The following is a 22,974-nucleotide window of genomic DNA, read 5'->3' as shown; positions in this document are numbered from 1 at the left end:
AATGTCAGGCGGTCAGCCGCCTGTGGCGGGCGTATCGATCTCCATCCAGTCCTGCGGCTGCAGATTGTAGACCATGTCCATGACCTCGAACCCGATGCCATTCGGAAGCCGGGAACTGGAGTTCCAGAGGATAACGACGCCCGTGTCGCGTTCCGGATCGAACAGGATGTAGGAGCGGTAGCCCTCGACGGCGCCGCGGTGGCCGATGACGCGGTCGCCATTCTCTCCATATTTGTAGATCCGCCAGCCAAGACCGTAGCGGGCGTCGCGCACGGTGCCCCGGTACCGGCTGGACATGCGCCGCTGCTCGCCGCTCGTATAGACGCGTGGAGTCTGCAGCATGTCCAGCGCCGCTTCGCTGAGCACGTCGGGGGCCAGCCCCATCTGCGCGCGGGCGTAGCGGGCGAGGTCCATGATGGATCCGTTCACACCGCCGGCGGCCGGAACATTGTAATAGTCGTCATTGACAATTTTTTCCTGCGGCGGGCCCGGCACGCGGGACCGCTTGGTGTGGGGGCGGGCCCAGGAGGGGGAGGTCTGAAGCCCGACCCGCCCGATGCTGGCGGTCACCATGCCGAGCGGTTCAAAGACCGAATGCCGGACGGCATCCGCATAGGGCGCGTGGGTCACGTCTTCGACAATTTCGGAAACCGTGTCGTAGGCAACGTTCTGATAGGTATGGCAATCGCCAACCGGGCAGAGCGGCTTCAAATTGGCGAGGCTTCGGCGGATTCTTGCGGCATCCCAGCCATCTTCCAGACGTGTGTCATAGGCGTTCGGCACGATGCCCAGCCGGTGGGACAGCACATCTTCCAGCGTCGCGCGATTTTCCGCCCCTCCAGGCAGCCGGAGGGAGGTTTTGAACTTCGAGACCGTGTCGGTCAGGTTCAGCTGGTGCCTGTCGGCGAGGATCGCCACTTCCGTTGCCGCGACGCCTTTGGACAATGACGCCCACCGGAACACGGTTTCCTGGGTCACGGGCGATCCGCCGCGCTCGGTCACGCCATAGCCATTCGCGAAACTGATTTCGCCCTTGTCGATCACGGCAACGGCAAGGCCGACGATTTCTTCATTGGCCGCCAGACGGCCGATCCGCTCATCCAGACGCTTGTAGTCGATCGACTGTGCGAAGGCGGCGGGAAGCGGAAGCGTTGCAGCAAGACAGATCGCCAGCGTGCGCAGGAAACGCATATTCTCATCTCATCTTCAGCGGCCCGCCCAGGCTCACTCACACCAAGACTCCCGGCGCGTGTAAAGATCAATGGATGCAACCGGGTGAAAACTGTAGGTTCTTCCGGCAGGCGGCGGGCTGGCATGACCGCTTTTGATGCTGATTGCATGACTTGACCCGGCGCTGCCGGGCCTGTATTGGCCCCTCTTTCCGAGACACTTAGCTTCCAGAGCAGACCGATGAAACGCACTTTCCAGCCGAGCAACCTCCGCCGCAAGCGTACGCACGGCTTCCGCGAGCGCATGGCCACCAAGAATGGCCGCAAGGTGCTGGCACGCCGCCGCGCGAAGGGCCGCAAGTCCCTGTCCGCTTAAGACCGGCGCCAGTCCGCCTCTCCGAAGGGGATGGCCGTGACGGCAGATACCGACAAAGCTTTGATTGAGGTCGTACGCCTGCGCGTGCGGCCTCAATTCATTTTCGTCCGCGGCGGCCAGGCCGAGCGGCGCAGGTCCCTCGTGGTGCAGGCCCGCAAGCGGGCAGAGGAACAGCCGGGCCACCATGCCGGGGCCGGGTTTACGGCCACGAAAAAGATCGGCAATGCTGTCATCCGCAACCGGGCCAAGCGACGCCTGCGCGAAGCCGCACGCCAGCTATTGCCGCGCCTCGGGCAGCCGGGCTGGGACTATGTGTTCATTGCGCGTCAGGATACCGCTGATATTGGCTGGCCGCGTTTGCTTGACGATATGGAAAGCGCACTGATAAGCCTCGCCGCTGATTAAACCCGCCGCCCGTCCGGGCGCTCCTGCTTTAAGATTCCGGGACCCCCGAGATGGAAAAAGAAGACCAGCGCAATTTTCTGCTCGCAATGGTGCTGATGATTGCGCTCGTGCTGGGCTATCAGAAATTCTTCGTTGAGCCCGCTCAGAAGAAGTATGAGGCTCAGCAGGCCGCAATCGAAGCGGAAACCCAGGCCAAGACGACCGACACCGGTGTTGTGGCGGTCGACCAGCTGAAACCAGTGGAAGAGGCGCTCGCCGACAATCCGCGCATCGGGTTCGAAGGCCAGGGCGTGGATGGTTCCATCCGTCTTGCCGGCGCGCGCATCGATGATGTCAGCCTGCACGATTATTATCTTACGGTGGAGAAGAAGCAGGAAGTGCGCCTGTTCCGCCCTGAGAACAGTGAGTACGGCTACTTCGCGACATATTACTGGGCTTCCGGCGGCACGCTGGTTGCCGGGCGCAATTCCCCATGGACCGTGGTCTCCGGCGACAAGCTGACCCCGACCTCGCCAATTGTGCTGAAGCTGGAAGGCGACGGCGTCACGATTGAGCGGACTGTCTCGCTGGACGAGAACTACATGTTCACCTTCACCGACAAGGTGACCAACACGTCCGATACGGCGCGCAGCTTCCGCGCGATCGGATCGATTGAACGATTTGGCGATTTCAAAGGCTTCCTTGAAGCGACGGACCCCGGTTCCTCGGTTTCCACGGCCGCGCATATGGGCCTGATGGGCCATACCGACGGCTCGCTGCGCCTGAAGAAGTTCAATGGCCTCTACAAGATGAAAGACATCAAGGGAGAGTCCGCGGACGGCACTTTCCCGTCGTCGGATGGCGGCTGGTGGGGCCTGTCCGACAAATACTGGCTGGGCGCGCTCATCCCGCAGCAGGACATGTTCTTTGCCGGCCTCGTCGACAAGCGGAAGCTTGCGACCGGCAAGGATCTGGAGCTGCGCACAGAGTCCGCTTCGCTTGATCTTGCGCCTGGCGCCAGCGCGACGATGGAAAACCGCATCTTTGCAGGCGCCAAGCGCTACGAAGTGCTGAAGGATTACGAAAAGAACCTTGGCATTCCGAATTTCGAAGATGCCATCGACTGGGGCATGCTGTTCTTCCTTACCAAGCCTTTCTTCTATGCGCTCGAATGGCTGTCCGGCATTGTTGGCTCATTCGGCTGGGCCATTCTTGCCTTTACGGTGCTCGTCAAGCTGCCGCTCGTGCCGCTCTATAACCAGAGCTACAAGTCGATGGCGAAGATGAAGAAGCTGCAGGAGCCGACGCAGGAAATCCGCGAACGGTTCAAGGCGGATCCACAGCGCCAGCAACAGGAGATCATGAAGCTCTACAAGGAAGAAGGCGCAAACCCGCTCGGCGGCTGTCTCCCGATCCTTGTGACGATCCCGATCTTCTTCGCGCTGTTCAAGACGCTCTATGCCACGATCGAAATGCGCCACGCCTCCTTCATGTTCCTGAAGGACCTCTCGGCGCCAGACCCGACGGCGATCGGCAATCTGTTCGGCCTCATCCCGTGGTGGTCCGCGGCTGACCTGAAGGCCATCCCGTTCATCGGCATGGTGATCGGCGTCGGTATCCTGCCGATCCTCTATGGGGCCACCATGGCGGCCCTGCAGACCCTGTCTCCGCCGCCGCCGGATCCGATGCAGCGCCGCATGATCCAGTTCATGCCGCTGATCTTCCTGTTCGTGTTCGGAGGATTCCCGGCCGGCCTGGTCATGTACTATATCTGGTCGAACACGCTGTCCTTCATCCAGCAATACTTCATCATGCGCCGGAACGGTGTGGATACCGAGATCGGCAAGTTCGTGAAGAAGCTGTTCACGGGTGGCAAGGAACCCGCCAGCTGATCCGATGACAGAAGACATTTCCCCGGCAGGGCAGGGCCCCAGCGACGACGCCCTGGAAGCGGGCCGCCTCCTGTTTGCAGGTGAGGCCACCTTCGTCATGGGCGTCGTGAACCTGAAGCAGCTGCCAGCCGCCGACCGGCCGGAAGTCTGCTTTGCGGGCCGCTCCAATGTCGGCAAATCCAGCCTGATCAACGCGCTGACAAACCGGGCGAAACTTGCGCGCTCCTCGGCAGAACCAGGCCGGACACGCGAACTGAATTATTTCGATATTGGCGAAGGCCAGCTCTACCTCGTGGACTTGCCGGGCTTCGGGTATGCCAAAGTGTCCCGCTCACAGACCGAGGCGTGGACGCGTCTCACCAAGTCCTACCTGCGCGGTCGCCCGTCGCTTCGCCGGGTCTTCCTGCTGGTCGATGCCCGCCGTGGCCTGATGGATACGGATGAAGAGGTCATGGACATGATGGACAAGTCCGCCGTGACCTATCAGATCGTCCTGACCAAGGTGGACAAGGTCGCGAAGGGCGAAGTCGACACGCTCGCCGCAAAGATCGCCGAAAAGCTCAAGAAGCGCGGCGCGGCTCACCCGGTTGTGCGCATGACGTCTTCGGAGAAGGGCTGGGGCATCCCGGAACTGCGCGCCGAGATTGCGGGCCTGATCTAGTCCGCCTGCTTTCCGGGATGGTAGCGCCGGGTCGCATTTTCGGCGACTTCCAGCCAATCCAGATGTGCCTTGCGCCAGTTTTCCGAAGCAAACAGTTCGGACTGGTCGGCATAGTGCGTCGAATTCGGATCCAGCGTGGACGAGCCGAAGGGGTGGATGACCCGGGCGGTCTGATTGCCGTCGCTGTCCCACTCCACCAGCGCAATCCATGTGTCACCGGCATTCATGTGCAGTTCGCCATCATCACGAATTTTGGCTGGATAGACGGCGCGCAGCGTATCCGGCCCGCCGCTGATCGGCCAGGTCTGGTCTCCGCGGGCGAGCTTGTTTACCTCGCTCCATTCCGGATCGATCCGGCCGTGATGTTCCATCAGCCAGCTGACGGCTTCCCGGAACGCTGTTTCCGGTGGGGGTGCGGGTTCATGGGTGAAGCGCGCCGTAATCTCGCGCAGGGTTGTCAGCCCGCCAAGCGCTGCGTGGCGGGAGTGCATGTCCATGCCAAAGTCCCACTCTGCCAGGAACGCCGCCGCTTGGGCCAGCTCAGGCTCGTCGTTCCAGTCACGCGTGAGCACGGCATCGATCACCTGCCGGGCCTCCGACCCTTCGGCATAGGCGGTATCAAACTTGATGGAGAGCAGGCGGGCCCGGTCCATCGTGATCGTGCCGTCCGTAAGTTCCATGATGCGGAGCGCCCGATTGGTCTGGTTGGTCTGGAGGCCCATGCTTTGTGGGAAGTCTTCCGGCCTCAGATTGTCCGGTCCGTCCGTCGCGCTGTAAGGCGTGTTGTTGGCGTTGAAGACAAAGCCGGAAGCGGGATTGATCAGTTTCGGCACGTGGGCCCAGTCGCGATAGCCTTGCCAGATCAGGTCCGACCGGTCACCCGGCAGGTCACCGTCCCAATCCCAGGCATCTTCCCGCGCGGGATACTGTCCATTATGGATGAAGCCGACATTCCCGGCCTTGTCGGCAAAGACATAATTGATCGAGGGCAGGGCGTTGATCGACATGGCGTCGAGGAAACTGTCCAGCCCGGCCGACCTGTTCAGCCGGTAATACTGTTCCAGCTGACGGATCTCTCCCATGCCGGCATAGCGGATGGCATAGGTGCCGGTCGGTGCTTCAATCACCGGTCCGTGGGCGGAGCGGAGGACGGGGCGTTTCACCTTCAGGGCAAACGGCCCCCACAGCTTCACATGAAGGGTGGCAGTGGATGTTTCAAAATCCTGCCATGCGCCATCAAGCAGATACTGGTCCTCATTTTCCGGATTGCGGGTCAGGACGTAGGTGTCCGACAGATCCTGTGCGCTGACCGTGTTGGCCCAGCCGATATCATGGTTGAAGCCATGCAGGATGACCGGTGTGCCGGGGAAAATGCCGCCGGTAATGTCGAGGCCTTCGTCGGAGACCATGTGCGCTTCATACCAGGCGACCGGGCCGGTCAGCGGCTGGTGGGAGTTGATGATCAGGCGCGTCACCCCGTCTCCACTTCGGGAAGGTGCCACCGCAAAGGCGTTCGATCCGCGTTCGGACAGGGTTTTGGGCGCCATGAGGAAGGCTTTCCTCTCACCCTGCGGATCAAGGGCGATGGCTTGTGAGTAATCGCCGGAGAACAGGCCGGTCAGCGTTTCGTCCAGGCCATAAAAGAAGGGTGTCTTGAACAGGAAGCCGGCAATGATGTCCTGCGGGGTGAACGGGGCAAGTCCGGCCCAGGTCTCGTCCGGGTGCTCCGACGCATAGAGGTTCAGTCCAGCAGCGTAGGCCTCGGCCACCGCCTTCACGTCTTCTGGCACGTCGCGCTCATACCGGGCGTCTATGGTCTCCCACACGCCCAGCAGGGAGACGAGATAATCGGCGGGCGCGGCGTCCTTTCCCCGATAGCGGGACAGGCGTCCACGCGTTACGGCGACGACCTCCTGGATGGTCTCGAAATCATCCTCGGCATGGGCGTAGGCAAGACCGAAGGAGGCATCCCGGTCCCGTTCGCCGCGGATGTGGGGCACGCCATATTCGTCGCGCAGGATTTCCGCATCATAGCCTTCGGAGGTGGCCGCCAGAACAGCTGGGGAAGGGTTCGCAGGCAGAGGATCCCACAGGAAGACCCCGGCACCTGCAAGAACGACCAAGGCGAGCCCCCCGAGACCGGACAGAAATCGTATCATCAGCTGCACACCCTCGACCTCGTACACTTGCAACATTAGGTGGCTTTTCAGGTGCAGCAAGCGCCTTATCGGTATTGGCGAATCGGATGGCGGAACCGATGCCCCGGATTGCCGCGGCGAATACCCGTTTCGTGATTGCACAAAGCGCGTTAAAGGGGCGGCCATGACTGATGATTTCTCCGCCGCCCAGTTCACCGCGAAAACCCTGTCAGAGGCGCTGCCCTATATTCAGCGCTATGTCGGGCAGATCGTCGTCGTGAAATATGGCGGGCACGCCATGGTCGATGAAGGACTGTCCGCCATGTTTGCGCGCGATGTCGTCCTGCTGAAAACGCTCGGCCTCCACCCGGTGATCGTGCATGGCGGCGGCCCGCAGATCGGCAAGCTGCTCGACCGGCTGGGCATTGTCTCGGAATTCAAGGGCGGCCTGCGCGTGACGGACGAAGCGACCATGGAAGTGGTCGAGATGGTCCTCTCAGGCCCGATCAACAAATCCATTGTCCGGGCGATCAACCAGGCAGGCGGTCTCGCCGTCGGCCTTTCGGGCTCCGATGGCCAGCTGCTGCAGGCGACCAAGGCCACGAAGACCGAGCGCGATCCGGACAGCCATATCGAGCAGGTGCTTGACCTCGGCTTTGTGGGAGAGCCCACAGGCGTCGATACCAGCGTGATCGAAGCGTTGCTGCAGGCCGATTCCCAGCTGATTCCGGTAGTGGCGCCTGTCGCCATGGGCCCGGACGGGCACCGCTTCAATGTCAATGCAGACACGGCCGCCGGCGCGCTCGCCGAGGCGCTGGGAGCCAGCCGCCTGTTGCTCCTGACAGATGTTGCCGGCGTGCTGGACAAGGACAAGAATTTGATGCGCGACATCAAGGTGGCCGACATTCCGCGCCTGATCGAGGACGGTACAGCTGTTGGTGGCATGATACCGAAGCTTGAAACCGCGGCGCATTCCGTAAATCATGGTGTCGGGGCGGCGGTTATTCTGGATGGACGTGCGCCGCACGCCCTCCTCATGGAGCTGTTTACCGAACATGGCGCTGGAACGCTCATTTCGTAACGTCCTGGCAGCCCTTGCGGTTGCCGTGTGTTTCCCTGGCCTTGCCGCTGCCGCGCAGGAATCCGGCGCGAAAGACGGCTGGAAGCTTTGCAACAAGACGTCATACATCATCGACGCCGCTTTCGGGGTGCCTGAGGAAAAGGACATCACGGTCGAAGGCTGGCTGAAGCTGCGCCCCGGCGAGTGCAAGGTTGCCGTCGAGACGCCGCTGGAGCCGAAATACCATTTCCTCTATGCGCGGACCTCGCTGGCCCATCGCGGCGGTGCGCGTGAGTGGGGCGGCCGTACAGAGCTGTGCGTCGACCCGACGGGGAGCTTCACGCTGGAAAACCCGCCCGAATGCGCACCCATGGGGCTGGAAGCCCGCGGGTTCCGCGCGGTGGAAGTGTCCAGCAAGGTCCGCTGGACGACGGACCTGACCGAGATCGAGAATTACAGCCTCGACAAGGCCCGCGCAGCCGGGCTGCAGCGTCTGCTGGAAGAGGCTGGCATCGCCAGCGGCGCCATCGATGGCAACATCGGCCGACGGACCCGTATCGCGATCGGCGAATTCCTCAAGCAGAACAAGCTGCCGGCCGACACATCGGACGACGATCTGATCGACTTCCTCGAACAGGTTGCGAAGGAGCGGGGCCGTAATGTCGGCTTCACGCTCTGTAATCGCACCAAGAAGCGGATCTGGAGCTCCATCGCGCGGCGCGGGGCCGAAGGCTGGGAGAGCCGGGGCTGGTGGCTGCTTGAGGCTGGCGGCTGTGCCCGTGTGATCGACCGGCCGCTGCGGGGCACCGAATATTACGTCTATGGCGAAATGGAAGACGGCTCGAAAATCCGCACGCTGTCCAAGGCATCGGATGCATTTTGTGTCGGCCACGCGAAATTCGCCATCGCCGGGCGCGACCAGTGCGAGGCCTCGGCCTATCGCACGGCTCTGTTCGCGGCCACGCCTCCTCCGACCGAGCGCAAGCTGGTCTTCGAATTCTTCGAGCGGGACTTCGCCAAGGCAGGCGGCAATGACCGTTAAGGCCCCCGGCGTCCACATCGCCCCGTTCGGGAAGTTCGACCACGTCAGCGACTGGGTCTTCGATCTCGACAACACGCTGTACCCGGCCGAATGCGACCTGTTCGCCGAGATCGACACGCGCATGACGGCTTTTGTCTCCCGCGTGCTGGCCCTGCCGCCCCAGGAAGCCCGCAAGGTCCAGAAGGACTATTACAAGACCTATGGCACGACCCTGTCGGGCCTGATGCATGTGAACCAGATCGAGCCGGCCGATTTCCTGCACTATGTGCACGACATTGACCTGTCACCGCTGCCGGATCTGCCGGATTTACGCTCGGCGATCGAGGCACTGCCGGGCCGCAAGTTCGTCTACACGAATGGCTCGCGCCGTCATGCCGAGCGCGTGACCGAGAAGATGGGGCTCTCGCATCTGTTCCATGACAGCTTCGGCATTGAGGATGCGGCCTATACGCCGAAGCCCCGGCAGGATTCCTACGATCGGTTCTGCGGCCTGCACGGCGTCGATCCGAAACAGTCCATCTTCTTCGAGGACCTCGCCCGGAACCTGCTTCCAGCAAAGGATATGGGCTTCACGACGGTGCTGGTGCATTCCGAAAAGGACTGGAGCCACGAGCCCATTGAAGCGCGCCCTGCGACGCTTGAGGACATTTTGAAGGATGACGGGCCGGATCACATCGACTATGTCACCGGCGACCTCGCGGCCTTCCTCGAAGCGGCGCGGGACACGCTGAAATAAGAACCAGAACTGGGGGAAAACCCATGACCGAAGCCCTTGCCCGCGTAATCGATTCTGCCTGGGAGGCGCGCGACACGCTCTCGACTGAAACGAAAGGCGAAGTGCGTGACGTCGTGGATGCCGCCATCGACCTGATCGACAAGGGTGAGGCCCGCGTCGCCGAGAAGGGCGCCGACGGCGAATGGGTTGTGCACCAGTGGCTGAAGAAAGCCGTACTGCTGTCCTTCCGCCTGAATGCCAATGGCATGATCGGCGGCGTACCGGGCGGCGGCAATTGGTGGGACAAGGTGCCTTCCAAGTTCGAAGGCTGGGGCGAGACTGAATTCAAGGAAGCCGGCTTCCGAGCCGTGCCGCCCTGCGCCGTGCGCCGGGGCGCCTTCGTTGCGCCGAACGCCGTGCTGATGCCGTCTTATGTGAACATTGGCGCCTATGTCGGTGAAGGCACGATGATCGACACCTGGGCCTCTGTCGGCTCGTGTGCGCAGGTCGGTGCGAACTGCCACATCTCGGCGGGCACGGGCATCGGCGGCGTGCTTGAGCCGCTGCAGGCGAACCCGACCATTATCGAGGACAATTGCTTCATCGGCGCGCGTTCTGAAGTCGTCGAAGGCGTGATCGTGGGGGAGGGGTCGGTGATCGCCATGGGCGTGTTCATCACCCAGTCCACCAAGATCGTGAACCGCGCGACCGGCGAGATCAGCTATGGCAAGATCCCTCCTTACTCGGTCGTCGTACCGGGCACGCTGCCGGATCCGAAAGGCGGTCCGAGTCTCGCCTGCGCCGTCATCGTGAAGACGGTCGACGCCCAGACGCGTTCCAAGACCGGCGTGAACGAGCTGCTGCGGGACTAGGCAGCCTGCTTCTGTTCCGCGGCGTCACGGGTTCCACTGCCCGGTGAAACGCGGTCTGATCCGCTGGTAAGCGGAGAATCACGCATGGCCAAGAAGCTGAAGCAGCACAAGGCGGTGGGCGAAGAGTATCTCGCCACCGTGGGAGAGAAGCTTAAAGTCACGCACGCCTTTCCATTTCCGGCCTCTGCCGTCTGGGCGGCGCTGCTGGATGCGAAAGCGTGGACGGAATGGCTTGCGATCACAAAGGTGACCTGGACCAGTCCGGAACCCTATGCCGTCGGCACGACGCGGACGGTCGAGATCGGCGACATGGTCATCGACGAGGTCTTCTTCATCTGGGAAGAGGGCAAGCGGATGGCCTTCTATTTCGACAAGTCGACCCTGCCGATCTCCGCGGGTGTTGAAGACTATCACGTGGTCGAAACACCGGATGGCTGTGAGCTGCGCTGGGCCGGCAAGGCGAGCGCGCCGCTTTTCCTTGGCGGCATTGTTTCGAAGCAGCTGGCCAAGGGCATCGCCGAAGGTCTGCCAAAGCTGGAAGCCCTGATCCACGACAATCCCGGCCGGTTCGGGCTCAATTGATGTTGCGGGCCTGATACAGGCGGAAATTTCCAGATTTAACCCTTCAGGGTGATGAAGGTGCCGGTGTTTCCGGCGTCTATGGCTCCATCAATGACAGCGATGGAGCCGCTCCTATGAAACACCTGATCCTAGTCCCAGCTTTGGCAATGGTCCTTGCCGCCTGCAGCACGACTGCCGGCGCGTCCGGAGATACGGCGGAACTTGCCCCTTTGCTGGTGGCGAATCAGCCCGGAGACGGTGACATGAGCTGTGAACAGATCTCTGCCGAAATCGACAATATGAACCTGCTGATCGTCGAGGCGGAACAGGCATCGGCAAATGCGGAGGCATCAGGCGCTGCTGCGGGCGCCACCACCGGTGCGGCGGTCAATGCTGCGCTCTATAGTGGTGCGCTTGGCCGCATGCCCGGGCTGGGTTTTGCCGCCAATGCTGCCGGTGGCCTCGCAAAACAACAGGCCGAGGCGCAGGCTGAACGACAGGCAGAAAATGCCAGACGGGCCGAGCTGCGCCGGACGGCTCTGACAGGAATCTCTGCAGGCAAGGGCTGCTGAGCTGGGTGGGGGGGACGCACTATCGGCTCGACTCTCTCTGCGATAGTGCGTCGTCCACTGCCTCCGAAATGAATTCTGCGACCCGGCCGGGCCGCTCATGGAGGATGATCGAACCGGCATCCGGCTCGATCGTGAAGCGTGCATCATGCAGGCGTTCGGTGACTGCGCGTACATCGTCAGGCCGGACGATACGGCATTTCTCTGGCTGCAGCCAATATTGCGGGCAGCGCACCTCATTGAGATGCGGCCCCCAATCTGAGTGTTTGGATAATTCGTCGAGATAAAAGGGCGAACCGCCTTGTTCGCAGGCGTGAAATATTCCCAGTGCGTGCGCTTCCAAGGCACCGGGCCGGGCCAGGGCCCGCATGTCTGCCTCTGATTGGCTGTAGCGGTCGATCAGGAAATGCTTGGCGCCGCGTCGCCTGAAACTGCGCAGGCCCAGCGCATTGCTAAGTTTCAGGACCGATGGGGCATGCCGTGCAGACATGGCTGCCAGCCGGACGCGCCTGTCCATGCCGGAATAGTGTTCCTTCGAGAGGGGGATACCACCATTCACCAGGATAAATGATGCGGCGCGCGGGCCAAGCGCATTGACGAGCCGTGCTCCATGGCTGGTACCAAGTTGCTGCGCGATGACATGCACTTCTCCGCTCGTATGCTGATCGATCACAGCCAGTGCATCCTGAAGGCTTGTTTCCTCGAATGCCGCCTCGGTCTCCGGCGGGCTGGTATAGCCATAGCTTGGGCGGGAAGGAGCCAGTAGCGTGACGTCCCGCGCTGCAAGATGCTCCAGGAATTCAGTCTGGAAGAACGGCCCCTGGATCAGGGCGTGGAGGAAGACGAGCGTACGCTTGCCTGTTCCGTGCCGGTAAAAGGCAACCGTTCGCCCTGCGCGTTGCAGCGTATGCATGTGTTCACGCGGCGTGGTCCAGCTCGTCAGCAGGTCATCACCGGACGCCCCGGGTATCTGATGGAGCATGAAGGCAATGCCAGCAGACAGCTGCACCAGGTCGGCAATGCGGGCGCAGCCGGTCTTCCGCAGGATGCTCTTTGACTGAGCCTTGATGGTTTCGGTCGAACGTCCGCGCTCATCGGCGATCTGTTTCGGGGCCTTGTTGGAGAGGTAGCCGGCGAGCACCTGAGTTTCAGACTCTGTCAGGCCGAGCGCCGTGCCCAGCCTGTCCAGCAATGTCTCGGACCAATGGACGAAGGACAGGGAGATGCGAAGGGCCGCGTCCGGGTCTGCCGGGCGGTGGATCAGGCCAAGACATGTGCTTTCGGCATCTTCGCCGATATTGCCCAGGAAAATCCTGTCCTGTTCTTCTGCCCGGTTCAGCGTCTTGTGGATCAGCCCCCGCGTGTCTGGATCCAGTGGCAGCTCTTCCAGCGGCACAGGCAGGTCGCATTTCAGTAACACGCCTGCAGCATCATTGCCGCTGACCTGCAGGCTGCCAGGCCTGATCTGCAGGACGGCGTGATACGGATCCTGACTGACTGATTGCGACTTTTCCAGCGCGACGGCCATGTCGAAGATTTCCAGCAACCGATCCGTGTGCGTATCAAGTTCCGATTGTGCGGCCTCATTCTGCAGGACAGACGGGCTGATCTCGCCGGTCTTCAGGTTCACGGCAAAAAAATCGTGCGCTGTGTCCAGGAAACTTTCAAAGGCCGTGTTGTCCAACGGGACCTGATAAGCGACGCCGAGCAATTCGATATAAGGTGCTTCTGCCGCTGTATCTGAGGAGGGCGGTTTCACGATGTCGGAACTCACTACCAGTCAATACACAGGAATGGCTGGTGCGTCCCGCATGGGCCGCACCAGCGTTTGCCAGCATATTCAGGCAGTCTCGTTGCGGCAAGCCGACGAGACCCGGCGTCCGGGTCAGTCAAACACAACGACCTGACGGGCGACGGTGCCCTTGTTGTCCTTCAGGTTCTGCAAGGCGCCCGTGATGCCGTCGAGACCGATCCGGTCGGAGACGAGATCGTCGAGGTGCAGCTTGCCTTGCCGGTAGAGTTCCACGAAGCGCGGGAAGTCGATGCGGAACCGGTTGGAGCCCATGACAGCGCCCTGCAGGCGTTTCTCCGTGACCAGAAGTTCGATGCCCGGCACTTCGATGTTCACGCCCGGTGTGATCATGCCGATCACCGTGGCGACGCCGCGCGGGCGCAGCATGTGATAGGCCTGTTCGGCGGTCTGCTTCAGGCCGACACATTCGAAGGAATAATGCACGCCGCCCTTGGTCAGTTCCTTGATCGTCTCGACCGCATTGACCTTGGACGGATTGACCACATCGGTGGCGCCGAAACGCACGGCCATCTGAAGCTTCTCGTCCGACAGGTCGACGGCGATGATCCGGCTGGCTCCGGCAATCGCGGCACCATTGATGGCGGACAGGCCGACGCCACCGCAGCCGACCACGGCGACGGTCGAGCCGGGCTCCACCTGCGCCGCATGGAAGACCGAGCCGACGCCCGTGATCACGCCGCAACCGATCAGGCAGGCGCGGTCCAGCGGCATGTCCTTGTCGATGGCGCAGAGCGTGTTCTCGTGCACCAGGATCTGTTCGGCAAAGGAGGAGAGGTTCAGGAACTGGCCGACCTTCTCGCCCTTGATCGACAGGCGCGGGGCTTCCGTCATCTGGCGCTGGAACTGTTCCCTGTTGATCGTGTGGCAGATCGACATGTGCCCGGAGAGGCAGTATTCGCACGTGCCACAGAAGGGTGAGAGGATGGAGATGACATGGTCACCCGGCTTCACCGCCGAGACCATGGAGCCGACCGCCTCCACAACGCCGGCGCTTTCATGGCCGAGGATCACCGGCACTTCGGTCGGGAAGTTCCCATCCCAGAAATGCACGTCTGAATGGCAGACCCCGACGGCTTTCAGCCGGACGAGAACTTCGCGCGGACCGGGTTTGTCGATCGTGACCTCTTCAATCGACAGCGGCTTGTTGGGCTCCCGCATCACGGCAGCTTTCATGGCATTTCCTCCGGTTGTGTTCTGTTTTTTCTCAGCATCGCGCCGAAACCGGGATTTGACCAGAGTTGCCGCTGGGTGAGGGCGGATCAGCCGAATTACGCGAGTGCCTGACGCGTCGCATCGTCTGCCGGGAACAGGAGTTCGAGGCGCAGGTCCCGGATCGTGACGTCCTCGCTCGTGCCGAAATGGGCAATCGTCGACAGGAAGCTGAGCTGGCCGCCCGGCGTGTTGAGAATGAGGGGAACCACCGGGCTGCGCGGCCCGGCCGCTTTGACCGGATGGCGCGCGCAGGCGGCTTCCAGCACGGCGAGATGGCCCATCAGGATCTCATCGCTCGGGGCTTCCATCGCTTCAAGCCGGATGCGGCCGCTCATTTCGGCCAGAACGTCGGGCAGGTTCGCAACAAGGCCGGGCGCGTCCGGATTGTCGGTCAGGATGCGGACAGCGTTGAGCGGCTGGATGCCTTCTCCGAGGGCCGAGAGCAGCGTTCCGGCGACCGGATTGGCATCGAGGATGTTCCAGTGCCGGTCACAGACCATGGCCGGGTTCGGCGCGTGGCGGGTGATCATGTCTGCGAGCATGTCGCGGAACGGCTTCAGGGCATCGGAATCGAGCTCCGACGCCGGGAAGGCAGCGGTGAAGCCAGCGGCCTGAAGCAATGCGTTGCGCGTCCCCAGTGGCAGCATCAGCCCGTCTGCGAGCTGCATGACCATTTCGCGGCTGGGCTTCGCCCGGCCGGTTTCGAGGAAGGACAGGTGACGGGCCGAGATGCCGCATTCCAGAGACAGGTCCAGCTGGCTGAACCGGCGGGCCGTGCGGTGATGCCGCAAGGCGTCGGCGAAGGCCGGACGTCCCGCCAGAACTTGCGCTTCGGACCGGGTGTCAGTCTGGGGCATGCGCCACCGTCGCAGCCTTGTGTGCGCATGTCCATTACCTCGCACGTAATTGCGGCGCTTACGCCTCGCGGCAAGGTAGCCGCATCAAACCAGCAGGAGAGTCAGATGACCGGGATTTGGAAGACGTGGATGACGATTTGGGCCTGGGGCGTGGTTGCCTTCGGGGGATTGCTTGCGGCGGGGGCCTTTCCGGGCGTGTATAAGCCTGCCCACACGTTGCTCACGCTTTTCGGCAGCCTGCCGGATGGCGGCGCCATTCTGTCGGACCGGGCCATGCGTTTCAGCGTGGGCCTGATGGGCGTGGTCACGATGGGCTGGGGGCTGACGATCGCCTTCCTGCTGCCCGTCATTTCCGCCGCAGGGGCCAAAGGCTGGCGTGCCCTGACGCTGGCCCTGATCATCTGGTACGTGATCGACGGCATCATATCGATCGCGACGGGTTTTGGGCTGAACGCTGTGTCGAACACGGCGTTCGCGATTGCCTATTTCATCCCCCTCCTGGCGTCAGGCGCGCTGCGTGCGTCCTGACGCCAGCGAGAGAGGGCTGGGGGGTTACTCGCCCTCCGGCCCGGCGACGAGACCGCTGGCGCGGCCCATGACCTGGAAGATCTCGTTCTGCTCCATCACGCCGGAGATGAGTTCCGATCCGGGGCCGGACGCGAAGATGGCCACATCGTCACCGCCATGCGATTCCGACCACAGCGGGTAGAGCGATTGCTGGAGGAAATCCTTGTCGGTCGTATCGACGTCGGTGAGGTCCTTGCGGGAGCAGTCGAAGCCCTCCTCGGAGGCGGTACAAGCGCCCGGGCCGTTCATGTAGCCGAGCGTCGTGTAGGGCATGCCGTCGAGCGCCTTGTCCGGCGAGCCGTCGAGCGACGTCGACGACAGGCCAAGGATCGGATTGCCGCGCTTGGCATAGCCCGAAATGGTCAGCGTGTGGGAGTGGTCTGCTGTGACGATAATCAACGTATCGTCCGGATTGGTCATCTCCAGGGCCGTCTTGATCGCCTGGTCGAACTGGTCAGCTTCCTCCAGCGCGCGGGCGGCATTTCCGGCATGGTGGGCATGGTCGATCCGGCCACCTTCGACCAGAAGCACATAGCCATCCGGATCCTGCGACAGGCGGGTGATGGCGGCGCGGGTCATTTCGGAGATGGAAGGCTCGCCTGCCGGATCTTCAGCGCGGTCGAGTTCGTATTCCATGTGGGACGGTTCAAACAGGGCCAGCACCTTGTCTTCGCTGGTGAAATCCTGCGCTTCGAAGCCTTCGCGGTCGATGAGGAGCTTGTGTGCCGGCTTGGCGGTCCAGTCGGCGAGGAGATCACGCTGGTCTTTCCGGTCACTGGTCTTGCCCGGATATTCAGGGTCTTCCGCGCCGCCCATCAGGAAGGCAGAGCGGCCGCCGCCCATGGCAACTTCAAATCCGTCGCCGGCCGACCAGTCGATGAACTGGGTCGCGATGTCTGCGCAAGACCCTGCCGTCGCGCCGCCCCGGCCGACATAGGCTTCCCAGTCGCGGTTTGGCGTCTTCGAATAGGCGGCACCCGGTGTGGCGTGGGTCAGGCGGGCGGTGGTGACAAGACCGGTGGCGAGGCCAGCCTGTTCGGCGATCTCGAAAATGGAATCAGTCTTGTGACCTTCGATGCTGGCGCAATTGTCATAGGACGCCTCGCCGGTGATGCCGAGCGTGCGGGAATTGGTTTTCACGCCGCTCATCATGGCTGTGGCAGTGGAGGCGGAGTCAGCCACCTGAGCGTCATTGCTGTAGGTCTTGGACAGGGCCGAATAGGGCAGCTGGTCCATGGTCAGCTTGTAGGATTCGCCGTCCAAACCACGCTTCTGGCCCGCATAGATGCGCGTGGCTGTGACGGTCGGAATGCTCATGCCGTCGCCGACAAAGAGGATGACATTCTTGGCCGGGCGCAGCCCGCGCGCCGCGATCTTTGCATCGATGGCGGCCTGCGCATTCAGGTAGTAGGCGTCACCTGCCTGCTGCGGCACAGCGGGTTCCCGCGCCAGCGTTGCGACCGGGGAGGCAATCGGCTCGACCACCGCCGCACTCTCTGCATCCGTCGCTGCGGGCGTGGCCGCGCAACCTGCAAGGAAGAGAGCAATGACGGGCAGGGCGGTGAATGAATTGCGCATTTGGACCTCCGATGGATTCGACTTTGCTGCGTCGTAAGGTGTTTGTGTGACGGTTTTCTCCGTCAGTCGACTGCGACGCGCGGTTTGCGGCCGCGTTGCGCCAGCCAGACTGCAAACAGGATCACGACTCCGCCCATTGCCTGCAGGCCGGTCAGCGGTTCATTGAACAGGCGCCAGGAGACGGCTGCGGCAACCACGGGCTGGACGAGCACGAGCAGGCCGGCGACCGCGGCAGAGGTTCGGCCGAGCCCGGTCACGATCAGAGCCTGGCCGGCGATTTGTGAAACCAGCGCCAGGAATATCGGCACCCGGAAGCCCGCCAGCGACTGAGGCAGGAAGGCTTCGCCCGCCGCCATAACGATACATCCGGAGACAATGATCTCGACCAGCGTGAGCCAGAAGATCGCTTCGATGCCGCCAATCGTGCGCCGGGCAATATTGGAGCAGAGCATATAGCCGCTGACGAGGAAGGCGGCGCCGACGGCGAACAGGTCCCCGCGAATATTGCCTTTGCCTTCCGCGCCTCCACCGAGAGACAGCGCGGCTGCGCCCAGGATGGCCAGGGCAGCCGCGACGAACCAGAAGCCGTGCGGACGCTGTTTCAGGAAGAACCAGGCCCCGAAGCCGACCAAGACGTTGCCGAGGTTCACGATGAAGGTCGCATTTGAAACGGTCGTCAGCGTCAGGGCGTGATGCCAGAGTGCGATATCCAGCGTGAAGAAGGTGCCTGCCATCAGGATGAACCGGTTGGGCAGGCGCGGCGCGCGCCGCTCAATCAGAAAGACGAGCGCCAGCAACAGGGGCAGGGCGAAGACATAGCGCCAGAACGCGATGGCCTGAGGGCCCAGATCATCGAGACCGAACCGCAGACCGATCGGGGCAAAGCCGATGCCCACACCGCCGGCCAGAACCATCAGTGGCCCCGTCCAGGAGCGCGGCGTCGGCGGGGAAACGGGTATGGCTGTCATGGAAGGCCTGTCATCCGGCGAAGGTCGTCCGGCGTCTTGCCTTCATCACGCCAGGCGCGCAATCCCCTGTCGCCAGCACGTTTCGACAGTTTCTTTCCGTCCGGCCCCAGCACGAGCGGATGGAAGCGGTAAACAGGCTGCGGCCAGTCCATCAATGCCTGAAGCAGGGCATGCACGGCCGTCATCTCCCTGATGTCTTCCCCGCGGATGACATGGGTCACCCCCTGCAAGGCGTCATCACGACAGCAGGCGAGGTGATAGGAGGCCGGCGTCTCCTTCCGGCCGAGGACGACATCGCCAAACGGCTTTGGATCTGCCGGTACGGCGCGGGCGGTGCCGGTGCTTTCGTCGACATAGGTCAGCCTGGCGTAGCGCGGCCCCAGGGCGTCCCGCGCCGCTGCCAGTGACAGCCGCCAGGCGAACGCGTCACCGCGCGCCAGACGGGTTTCCTCTTCCAGGGCGGGCAGGGGACGCCCGACAAATCCCCACTCGTCCGGTCTTCCGCCGGCCGGCATGGCGGCCGCGATTTCCCGGCGGGTCCGGAAACAGCGATAGACCAGTCCCCGTCCGCGCAAATCCTGCAGAACGGCTTCATAGTCATTGAAATGGTCGGACTGACGCCGGACCGGCCCATCCCATTCGAGGCCCAGCCATTTCAGATCTTCAAGGATGGCTGTTTCGTATTCCGGCCGGCAGCGGGTCTGGTCGATATCCTCAATCCGCAGCAGGACCCGGCCATTCGCGGCCCGGGCGGTATCCCAGACGTGAAACGCCGAACAGGCGTGACCAAGATGCAGGTATCCCGTTGGCGAAGGCGCAAAACGGGTGACGAATTCCGTCATTTCGCTCTGTCTGCCTTCTGCTGCCAACCCTGACCCGATTGGCATGCTGTCCGATACGCCGTGCCCGCGTCAACAGCGTTTCCCTGTTGCATGCCCGGCTGAGGAACCGTATCGCCAAGGGGCTTGAAAGGTCCTATTTTCATGCCTGTGACGGACTGGCTGACAACGGCAGAAACTTGGGCGGGCGCCCATGTGCGAGAGACCCAGTATCTCGCAGCGCTGGGGCTTGTTCTGGGTGTGCTCGGCGCCGCTTTTCTCCTGATCCTGACATTCCGCCTGATCGTGCGGCTGGTCCGCCGCCTTGGCGACATGCTGGCGGCCCGTTCCCTGCGGATGGACAAAACGCCGGGTTACCGCATCATCGTGGCCCGCCCGGCCGGAGGCAAGCGCGGTGCAACGATCAAGTGGCTGCAGGCCGCCCTCACGGATCATCTTTCCGCTTTCAATTTCGGGGCGCCGTTCAGGATCGCACGCATGAGCGTTCTGCAAGGCGGGCTGTCGCCGAAAACCATCGCGCGGGCACGCCGGCGCATGGCGGCGGCGGACGCCGACCTGTTTGTGTGGGGCGAGCGCCATGGACGCAAAGAGGATGGACTGGTCCTGCATGGCCTGACCCGGGGTGGCGGTCTCAGCCCGGCGAATGCCCGGTTGTTCACTTTGAGCCTGCCGGCCCGCGATACGTCCCTGGAGGGGCAGATGCCGAGAGTGGCCGCGTTCCTGCTGGCCAAGAAACTGCAGCCCGGTCTGGGCAATCCGCAATCCTTCCGTCCCGAGAAAATCAGCCTGCTGGCCGAAGCGCTGTCCGGCATGCTGGATCATGACGGCCCCATGTCCGCAGCACTCCGCAACGAGATCGAGGGGGATTTCTGCGCGTCGGCCGTCCATGTGGCGGAAGAGGCGGGGGACCTTGCCGGATTGGACCGCGTGATTGCCTTGCGCCGGGAACACCTGACCGAAGGGGCAGTTCAGGAGAACCCCGAACGCGCCATTCAGGCCCGGATGGATATCGGGCGGGCCCTGCTGGCCCGCGCAGCGAAGAAGTACGAGGCTGAGCTGGTGCGAGAGGCGATCGGCTATCTCTCCCAGGTCGTCGAAGCGCTACGCACCGATCCGTCCATCATGCGTGCACAGGCCGCTTCCGACGCCATGTTCAAGGCGCAGAGCCTGATGGAAACGCGAAAGCGCTTCGCCGTGAATTTCGGAACCTAGATCACCAAATTTCAGACAGAGAGGCCCACAGGACATGAGACGCCTGTGCCGCCAATCCCGCAATATCCGGCCGGATTCTTGGCGAGATATTGCTGATGGTAGTCTTCAGCGAAATAGATCTTGTCCAGAGGGGCGACCTCGGTCGTGATCTTCCCGGTATGGCCTGCGTTGGCGAGGGATGTCTCGTAAGCGGCAATCATCCGCCGGGCTGTGTCCGCCTGCGTCTCGCTCGTCGTGTAGACTGCGGAACGGTATTGTGTGCCGACATCATTGCCCTGGCGCATGCCCTGGGTCGGGTCGTGATTCTCCAGGAAGACCTTCATCAGGCCTTCAAAGGTCACCACCGCCGGATCGAAGATCACATCGACGACTTCGGTATGCCCGGTATGGCCAGTGCAGACTTCCTCATAGGTGGGGTTTGGCGTGTATCCGCCAGCATAGCCCACCCGGGTCAGCCAGACGCCATCCTGCTGCCAGAACTTGCGCTCAGCGCCCCAGAAACAGCCAAGACCGAAGACCGCGCGCTCAAACCCGGCAGGCGTATCCGCCAGCAGGTCCTTCCCGTTCACGAAATGTGTATCAGCGGTCGGGATAGCATGATCCCGGCCTTTCAGCGCCGTTTCCGGCGTCGGCATCGCAGCGGGCTTACGTGTGAACAGCATGGCGGCCTCCTTCAGCTGTTCTTTCATATGGGCCCTGACTGCTGCAACGGCAATCACAGTCTTGCGAGGTGCGCCCCCATAAGATAGAGGGACCGCTGTTGGAAACGGTGAGGTGGCCGAGTGGTCGAAGGCGCACGCCTGGAAAGTGTGTAGGCTAGCAATAGTCTCCAGGGTTCGAATCCCTGTCTCACCGCCAGCTACAAGCGGAAAATTTCAGCCAGCCAGCGGAACATGGGCCGGTGGATTGTGGTTTCAACAGCCGCGCCCGGCGCGTCGGCGTATGCCTCCGACAGCCGGATGCTCAACTGGGCATACCGCTCGGGGTTGAGGTCCCGGCTGTAAAGCTTGGTTTCGCTCGATAGCTGGATGGTCGTACTGATATCGGTGATCGTTGCGTTCTGGTCCCGCCGGCCATCGGCGAGCCTGACACTGACGCGCTGGCCCACCTTCAGGCGTCGTGCATCTGCATGCTTCACAAATGCCGAGACCATGCGTGTTTCGCCCATCGCCTCAAGGCGCATGAGCGGTTCCTGCGCCGTCACACGTTCACCGGGCAGTAGGATGACTTCAGACACGCGGCAATTACAGGGGCTGACGACAGACAGCTCATCGAGCCGGCTTCTGAGCCCTTCAATCCGGACTTCGGCCGCGGCGATTTCCTGTTCGACTTCGCGAATGCTCACCTGCAGGGTCGCCGGTTCATATCCCGTTGCCCGGGCATCGCCGACGAAGTAGCCAGACCGGGCGGCACTCAGCCGCGACCGTGCATCTTCAACATCGCGTTCGGCCTGACCGATACGTTCGGTGATCTCCGCAACTGCCTGCTCTGCATTTGTGCGGGTACTGAGAGGAACAAGACCCGGCGTGGAGACCGACCTCAGCTTTTCGACTTCAGCCATGGCTGCCGAGAGTGATTCCTGCAATTCGTCCCGGCGCGTTTGTGCCTTCTGAAGCGCCCTGACCGCCTGAGCGGATTCCGACTGCAACATGCCGCTGCGGCCGTCGAGGATGGCATGCAGCCCCTCCAACCGGACTTCCATGACACGCTTGTTGGCTTCGGCGTCTGCAAGCTCGGCTTCGAGCGGCCGGTTTGACAAGGTCGCGATCGCATCGCCCGGCTTCACCTGCGTGCCTTCGTCGGCAAGGATGTTCATTATGACCGAAGGTTCCGGCGCGCTGATCTCGATCAGCTGCGTGTCCACCCATGCGGCAACACTGCTGACGCTTGTCATGGCCAGGACCGAGGCTCTGGCACTCAACAAGGCCAGCACCGCCAGGAGCGCGAAAATGCCCCGCCGGACAAGGATCTTGCGCCGTCCGATCTGAAGAGCGTGATCGACCTCTTCCTCGCTGGTTGCAGATGTTGTCCCGGCACTGACATTGCGGAGCACGCCATCCACGTTTTTCAGCTTGCCCGACAAATGCGCGCTGGAGATGAAACCCAGTGCCCGCACCTCTTCAGGTGACAGGCCCCTGAATGTGAACGCGGCTTCCCGTTTCTCCGGATAAATCCGCAGAAGCTCCGCAAGCGTCTCAAACCTGAATTCGAAATCGGAGATCCGGACAGAGACCGTTGTGCGGACCTTTTCCCCGGCCAGCGCAAGATTGCGCACTTCGCCGATCCTGAAACCACTGAGAGACCAGTCAAGCGCCGGATAGGCGTGCCCGTTGATCTCTATGGTCAGGGGCGCAGAATAGCGTGGATACTTGCGTTTGTCGCGCCCGGCCGCTTCCATCGCATCTCCAAGCGATACGAAGTCTTCAGCCTCTTCCTTTTCGGCAGGCTGGTTCGGCCGTGTGTCGTCGGGGCGTCTTTCTGCGCTCATC

At 62.4% G+C, this 22,974-nt stretch carries 22 protein-coding genes and 1 tRNA gene; 13 read left to right on the top strand and 10 right to left on the bottom strand.

Translation table 11 applies throughout. The annotated features are described in order from the left end of the window. Positions 1-12 precede the first annotated feature (12 nt). Positions 13-1,191 carry a serine hydrolase gene (locus HY17_RS11910; RefSeq protein WP_051600036.1) on the bottom strand — a complete coding sequence of 393 codons (1,179 nt, stop codon included), beginning with the start codon at positions 1,189-1,191 and terminating at the stop codon, positions 13-15. A gap of 219 nt (positions 1,192-1,410) precedes the next feature. Here HY17_RS11910 and rpmH point away from each other — a divergent pair, with 219 nt between their 5' ends. Genes rpmH through yihA form a run of 4 tightly spaced genes read left to right on the top strand, consistent with a single transcriptional unit; the run spans position 1,411 to position 4,482 of the window. After that, complete coding sequence (rpmH, locus tag HY17_RS11905; RefSeq protein WP_034766749.1) at positions 1,411-1,545, top strand: 50S ribosomal protein L34; 135 nt, start codon at positions 1,411-1,413, stop codon at positions 1,543-1,545. Between the two features lie 30 nt (positions 1,546-1,575). Next, positions 1,576-1,950 carry a ribonuclease P protein component gene (rnpA, locus tag HY17_RS11900; protein WP_034766746.1) on the top strand — a complete coding sequence of 125 codons (375 nt, stop codon included), beginning with the start codon at positions 1,576-1,578 and terminating at the stop codon, positions 1,948-1,950. A gap of 50 nt (positions 1,951-2,000) precedes the next feature. Then, positions 2,001-3,821 (top strand): membrane protein insertase YidC, encoded by a 1,821-nt coding sequence (gene yidC / locus HY17_RS11895; RefSeq protein WP_034766744.1) that lies wholly within the window; start codon positions 2,001-2,003, stop codon positions 3,819-3,821. A 4-nt stretch (positions 3,822-3,825) separates the two neighbouring features. Next, a complete protein-coding gene (gene yihA, locus HY17_RS11890) occupies positions 3,826-4,482 on the top strand; it encodes a ribosome biogenesis GTP-binding protein YihA/YsxC (RefSeq protein WP_034766743.1) in 657 nt (218 codons plus the stop codon). Here the strand turns inward: yihA and HY17_RS11885 are convergent. Further along, the gene (locus tag HY17_RS11885; RefSeq protein ID WP_034767048.1) at positions 4,479-6,641 is read right to left on the bottom strand and encodes an acylase; all 2,163 of its coding nucleotides are present in this window, start codon (positions 6,639-6,641) and stop codon (positions 4,479-4,481) included. The genes yihA and HY17_RS11885 overlap by 4 nt on opposite strands. A gap of 163 nt (positions 6,642-6,804) precedes the next feature. Here HY17_RS11885 and argB point away from each other — a divergent pair, with 163 nt between their 5' ends. The 6 genes from argB to HY17_RS11855 all read left to right on the top strand — a co-directional run bounded on the left by argB (position 6,805) and on the right by HY17_RS11855 (position 11,442). Beyond that, positions 6,805-7,701: an acetylglutamate kinase gene (gene argB / locus HY17_RS11880; protein WP_034766741.1), complete on the top strand. Its 897-nt coding sequence runs from the start codon at positions 6,805-6,807 to the stop codon at positions 7,699-7,701. Then, the gene (locus HY17_RS11875) at positions 7,676-8,722 is read left to right on the top strand and encodes a DUF1036 domain-containing protein (protein WP_034766740.1); all 1,047 of its coding nucleotides are present in this window, start codon (positions 7,676-7,678) and stop codon (positions 8,720-8,722) included. The genes argB and HY17_RS11875 overlap by 26 nt, the downstream gene beginning before the upstream one ends. Beyond that, the gene (locus HY17_RS11870) at positions 8,712-9,458 is read left to right on the top strand and encodes a pyrimidine 5'-nucleotidase (protein ID WP_034766739.1); all 747 of its coding nucleotides are present in this window, start codon (positions 8,712-8,714) and stop codon (positions 9,456-9,458) included. Before HY17_RS11875 ends, HY17_RS11870 begins: the two co-directional genes overlap by 11 nt. A 23-nt stretch (positions 9,459-9,481) precedes the next feature. Next, positions 9,482-10,309 carry a 2,3,4,5-tetrahydropyridine-2,6-dicarboxylate N-succinyltransferase gene (gene dapD, locus HY17_RS11865; protein WP_034766738.1) on the top strand — a complete coding sequence of 276 codons (828 nt, stop codon included), beginning with the start codon at positions 9,482-9,484 and terminating at the stop codon, positions 10,307-10,309. A gap of 84 nt (positions 10,310-10,393) precedes the next feature. Further along, entirely contained in the window at positions 10,394-10,891 is a 498-nt protein-coding gene (locus tag HY17_RS11860; RefSeq protein ID WP_034766737.1) for an SRPBCC family protein, read from the top strand. Positions 10,892-11,133: 242 nt separating this feature from the next. Continuing rightward, positions 11,134-11,442 carry a hypothetical protein gene (locus HY17_RS11855; RefSeq protein ID WP_146740231.1) on the top strand — a complete coding sequence of 103 codons (309 nt, stop codon included), beginning with the start codon at positions 11,134-11,136 and terminating at the stop codon, positions 11,440-11,442. Positions 11,443-11,461: 19 nt separating this feature from the next. Here HY17_RS11855 and HY17_RS11850 read toward each other — a convergent pair whose 3' ends face one another. The 3 genes from HY17_RS11850 to HY17_RS11840 all read right to left on the bottom strand — a co-directional run bounded on the left by HY17_RS11850 (position 11,462) and on the right by HY17_RS11840 (position 15,321). Next, on the bottom strand, positions 11,462-13,198 hold the full coding sequence (locus HY17_RS11850; RefSeq protein ID WP_146740230.1) for an alpha/beta hydrolase: 1,737 nt from the start codon (positions 13,196-13,198) through the stop codon (positions 11,462-11,464). 126 nt (positions 13,199-13,324) lie between these two features. Next, positions 13,325-14,425 (bottom strand): Zn-dependent alcohol dehydrogenase, encoded by a 1,101-nt coding sequence (locus HY17_RS11845; RefSeq protein WP_034766734.1) that lies wholly within the window; start codon positions 14,423-14,425, stop codon positions 13,325-13,327. A 95-nt stretch (positions 14,426-14,520) separates the two neighbouring features. Next, positions 14,521-15,321: a helix-turn-helix domain-containing protein gene (locus tag HY17_RS11840; RefSeq protein WP_051600035.1), complete on the bottom strand. Its 801-nt coding sequence runs from the start codon at positions 15,319-15,321 to the stop codon at positions 14,521-14,523. 105 nt (positions 15,322-15,426) lie between these two features. Between HY17_RS11840 and HY17_RS11835 the strand changes: the two genes are divergently transcribed. Next, entirely contained in the window at positions 15,427-15,849 is a 423-nt protein-coding gene (locus tag HY17_RS11835; protein WP_034766732.1) for a hypothetical protein, read from the top strand. Positions 15,850-15,873: 24 nt separating this feature from the next. Here the strand turns inward: HY17_RS11835 and HY17_RS11830 are convergent, their stop codons facing one another. The 3 genes from HY17_RS11830 to gluQRS form a co-directional block, all read right to left on the bottom strand. Further along, positions 15,874-17,466 carry an alkaline phosphatase gene (locus HY17_RS11830; RefSeq protein ID WP_034766731.1) on the bottom strand — a complete coding sequence of 531 codons (1,593 nt, stop codon included), beginning with the start codon at positions 17,464-17,466 and terminating at the stop codon, positions 15,874-15,876. A gap of 62 nt (positions 17,467-17,528) precedes the next feature. After that, complete coding sequence (locus HY17_RS11825) at positions 17,529-18,434, bottom strand: DMT family transporter (RefSeq protein WP_034766730.1); 906 nt, start codon at positions 18,432-18,434, stop codon at positions 17,529-17,531. Continuing rightward, a complete protein-coding gene (gene gluQRS / locus HY17_RS11820; protein WP_034766729.1) occupies positions 18,431-19,276 on the bottom strand; it encodes a tRNA glutamyl-Q(34) synthetase GluQRS in 846 nt (281 codons plus the stop codon). The genes HY17_RS11825 and gluQRS overlap by 4 nt, the downstream gene beginning before the upstream one ends. Before the next feature lie 141 nt (positions 19,277-19,417). Between gluQRS and HY17_RS11815 the strand changes: the two genes are divergently transcribed. Continuing rightward, positions 19,418-20,485 (top strand): hypothetical protein, encoded by a 1,068-nt coding sequence (locus HY17_RS11815; protein ID WP_034766728.1) that lies wholly within the window; start codon positions 19,418-19,420, stop codon positions 20,483-20,485. A gap of 11 nt (positions 20,486-20,496) precedes the next feature. Here the strand turns inward: HY17_RS11815 and msrA are convergent, their stop codons facing one another. Further along, positions 20,497-21,147, bottom strand: coding sequence for a peptide-methionine (S)-S-oxide reductase MsrA (msrA, locus tag HY17_RS11810; RefSeq protein ID WP_034767043.1), 651 nt, complete (start codon positions 21,145-21,147; stop codon positions 20,497-20,499). Between the two features lie 106 nt (positions 21,148-21,253). On the opposite strand from msrA, the gene HY17_RS11805 reads away from it, so the two are divergent. Then, a tRNA-Ser gene (locus tag HY17_RS11805) sits at positions 21,254-21,343 on the top strand. A gap of 1 nt (position 21,344) precedes the next feature. Here the strand turns inward: HY17_RS11805 and HY17_RS11800 are convergent. Further along, the gene (locus HY17_RS11800) at positions 21,345-22,973 is read right to left on the bottom strand and encodes an HlyD family secretion protein (protein WP_034766727.1); all 1,629 of its coding nucleotides are present in this window, start codon (positions 22,971-22,973) and stop codon (positions 21,345-21,347) included. Position 22,974: the final 1 nt, after the last annotated feature.

It is taken from the genome of Hyphomonas sp. CY54-11-8 (assembly GCF_000682735.1).
In the GTDB taxonomy this organism is placed as follows: Bacteria; Pseudomonadota; Alphaproteobacteria; order Caulobacterales; family Hyphomonadaceae; genus Hyphomonas.
This window is presented reverse-complemented; position numbering and strand designations above follow the sequence as displayed.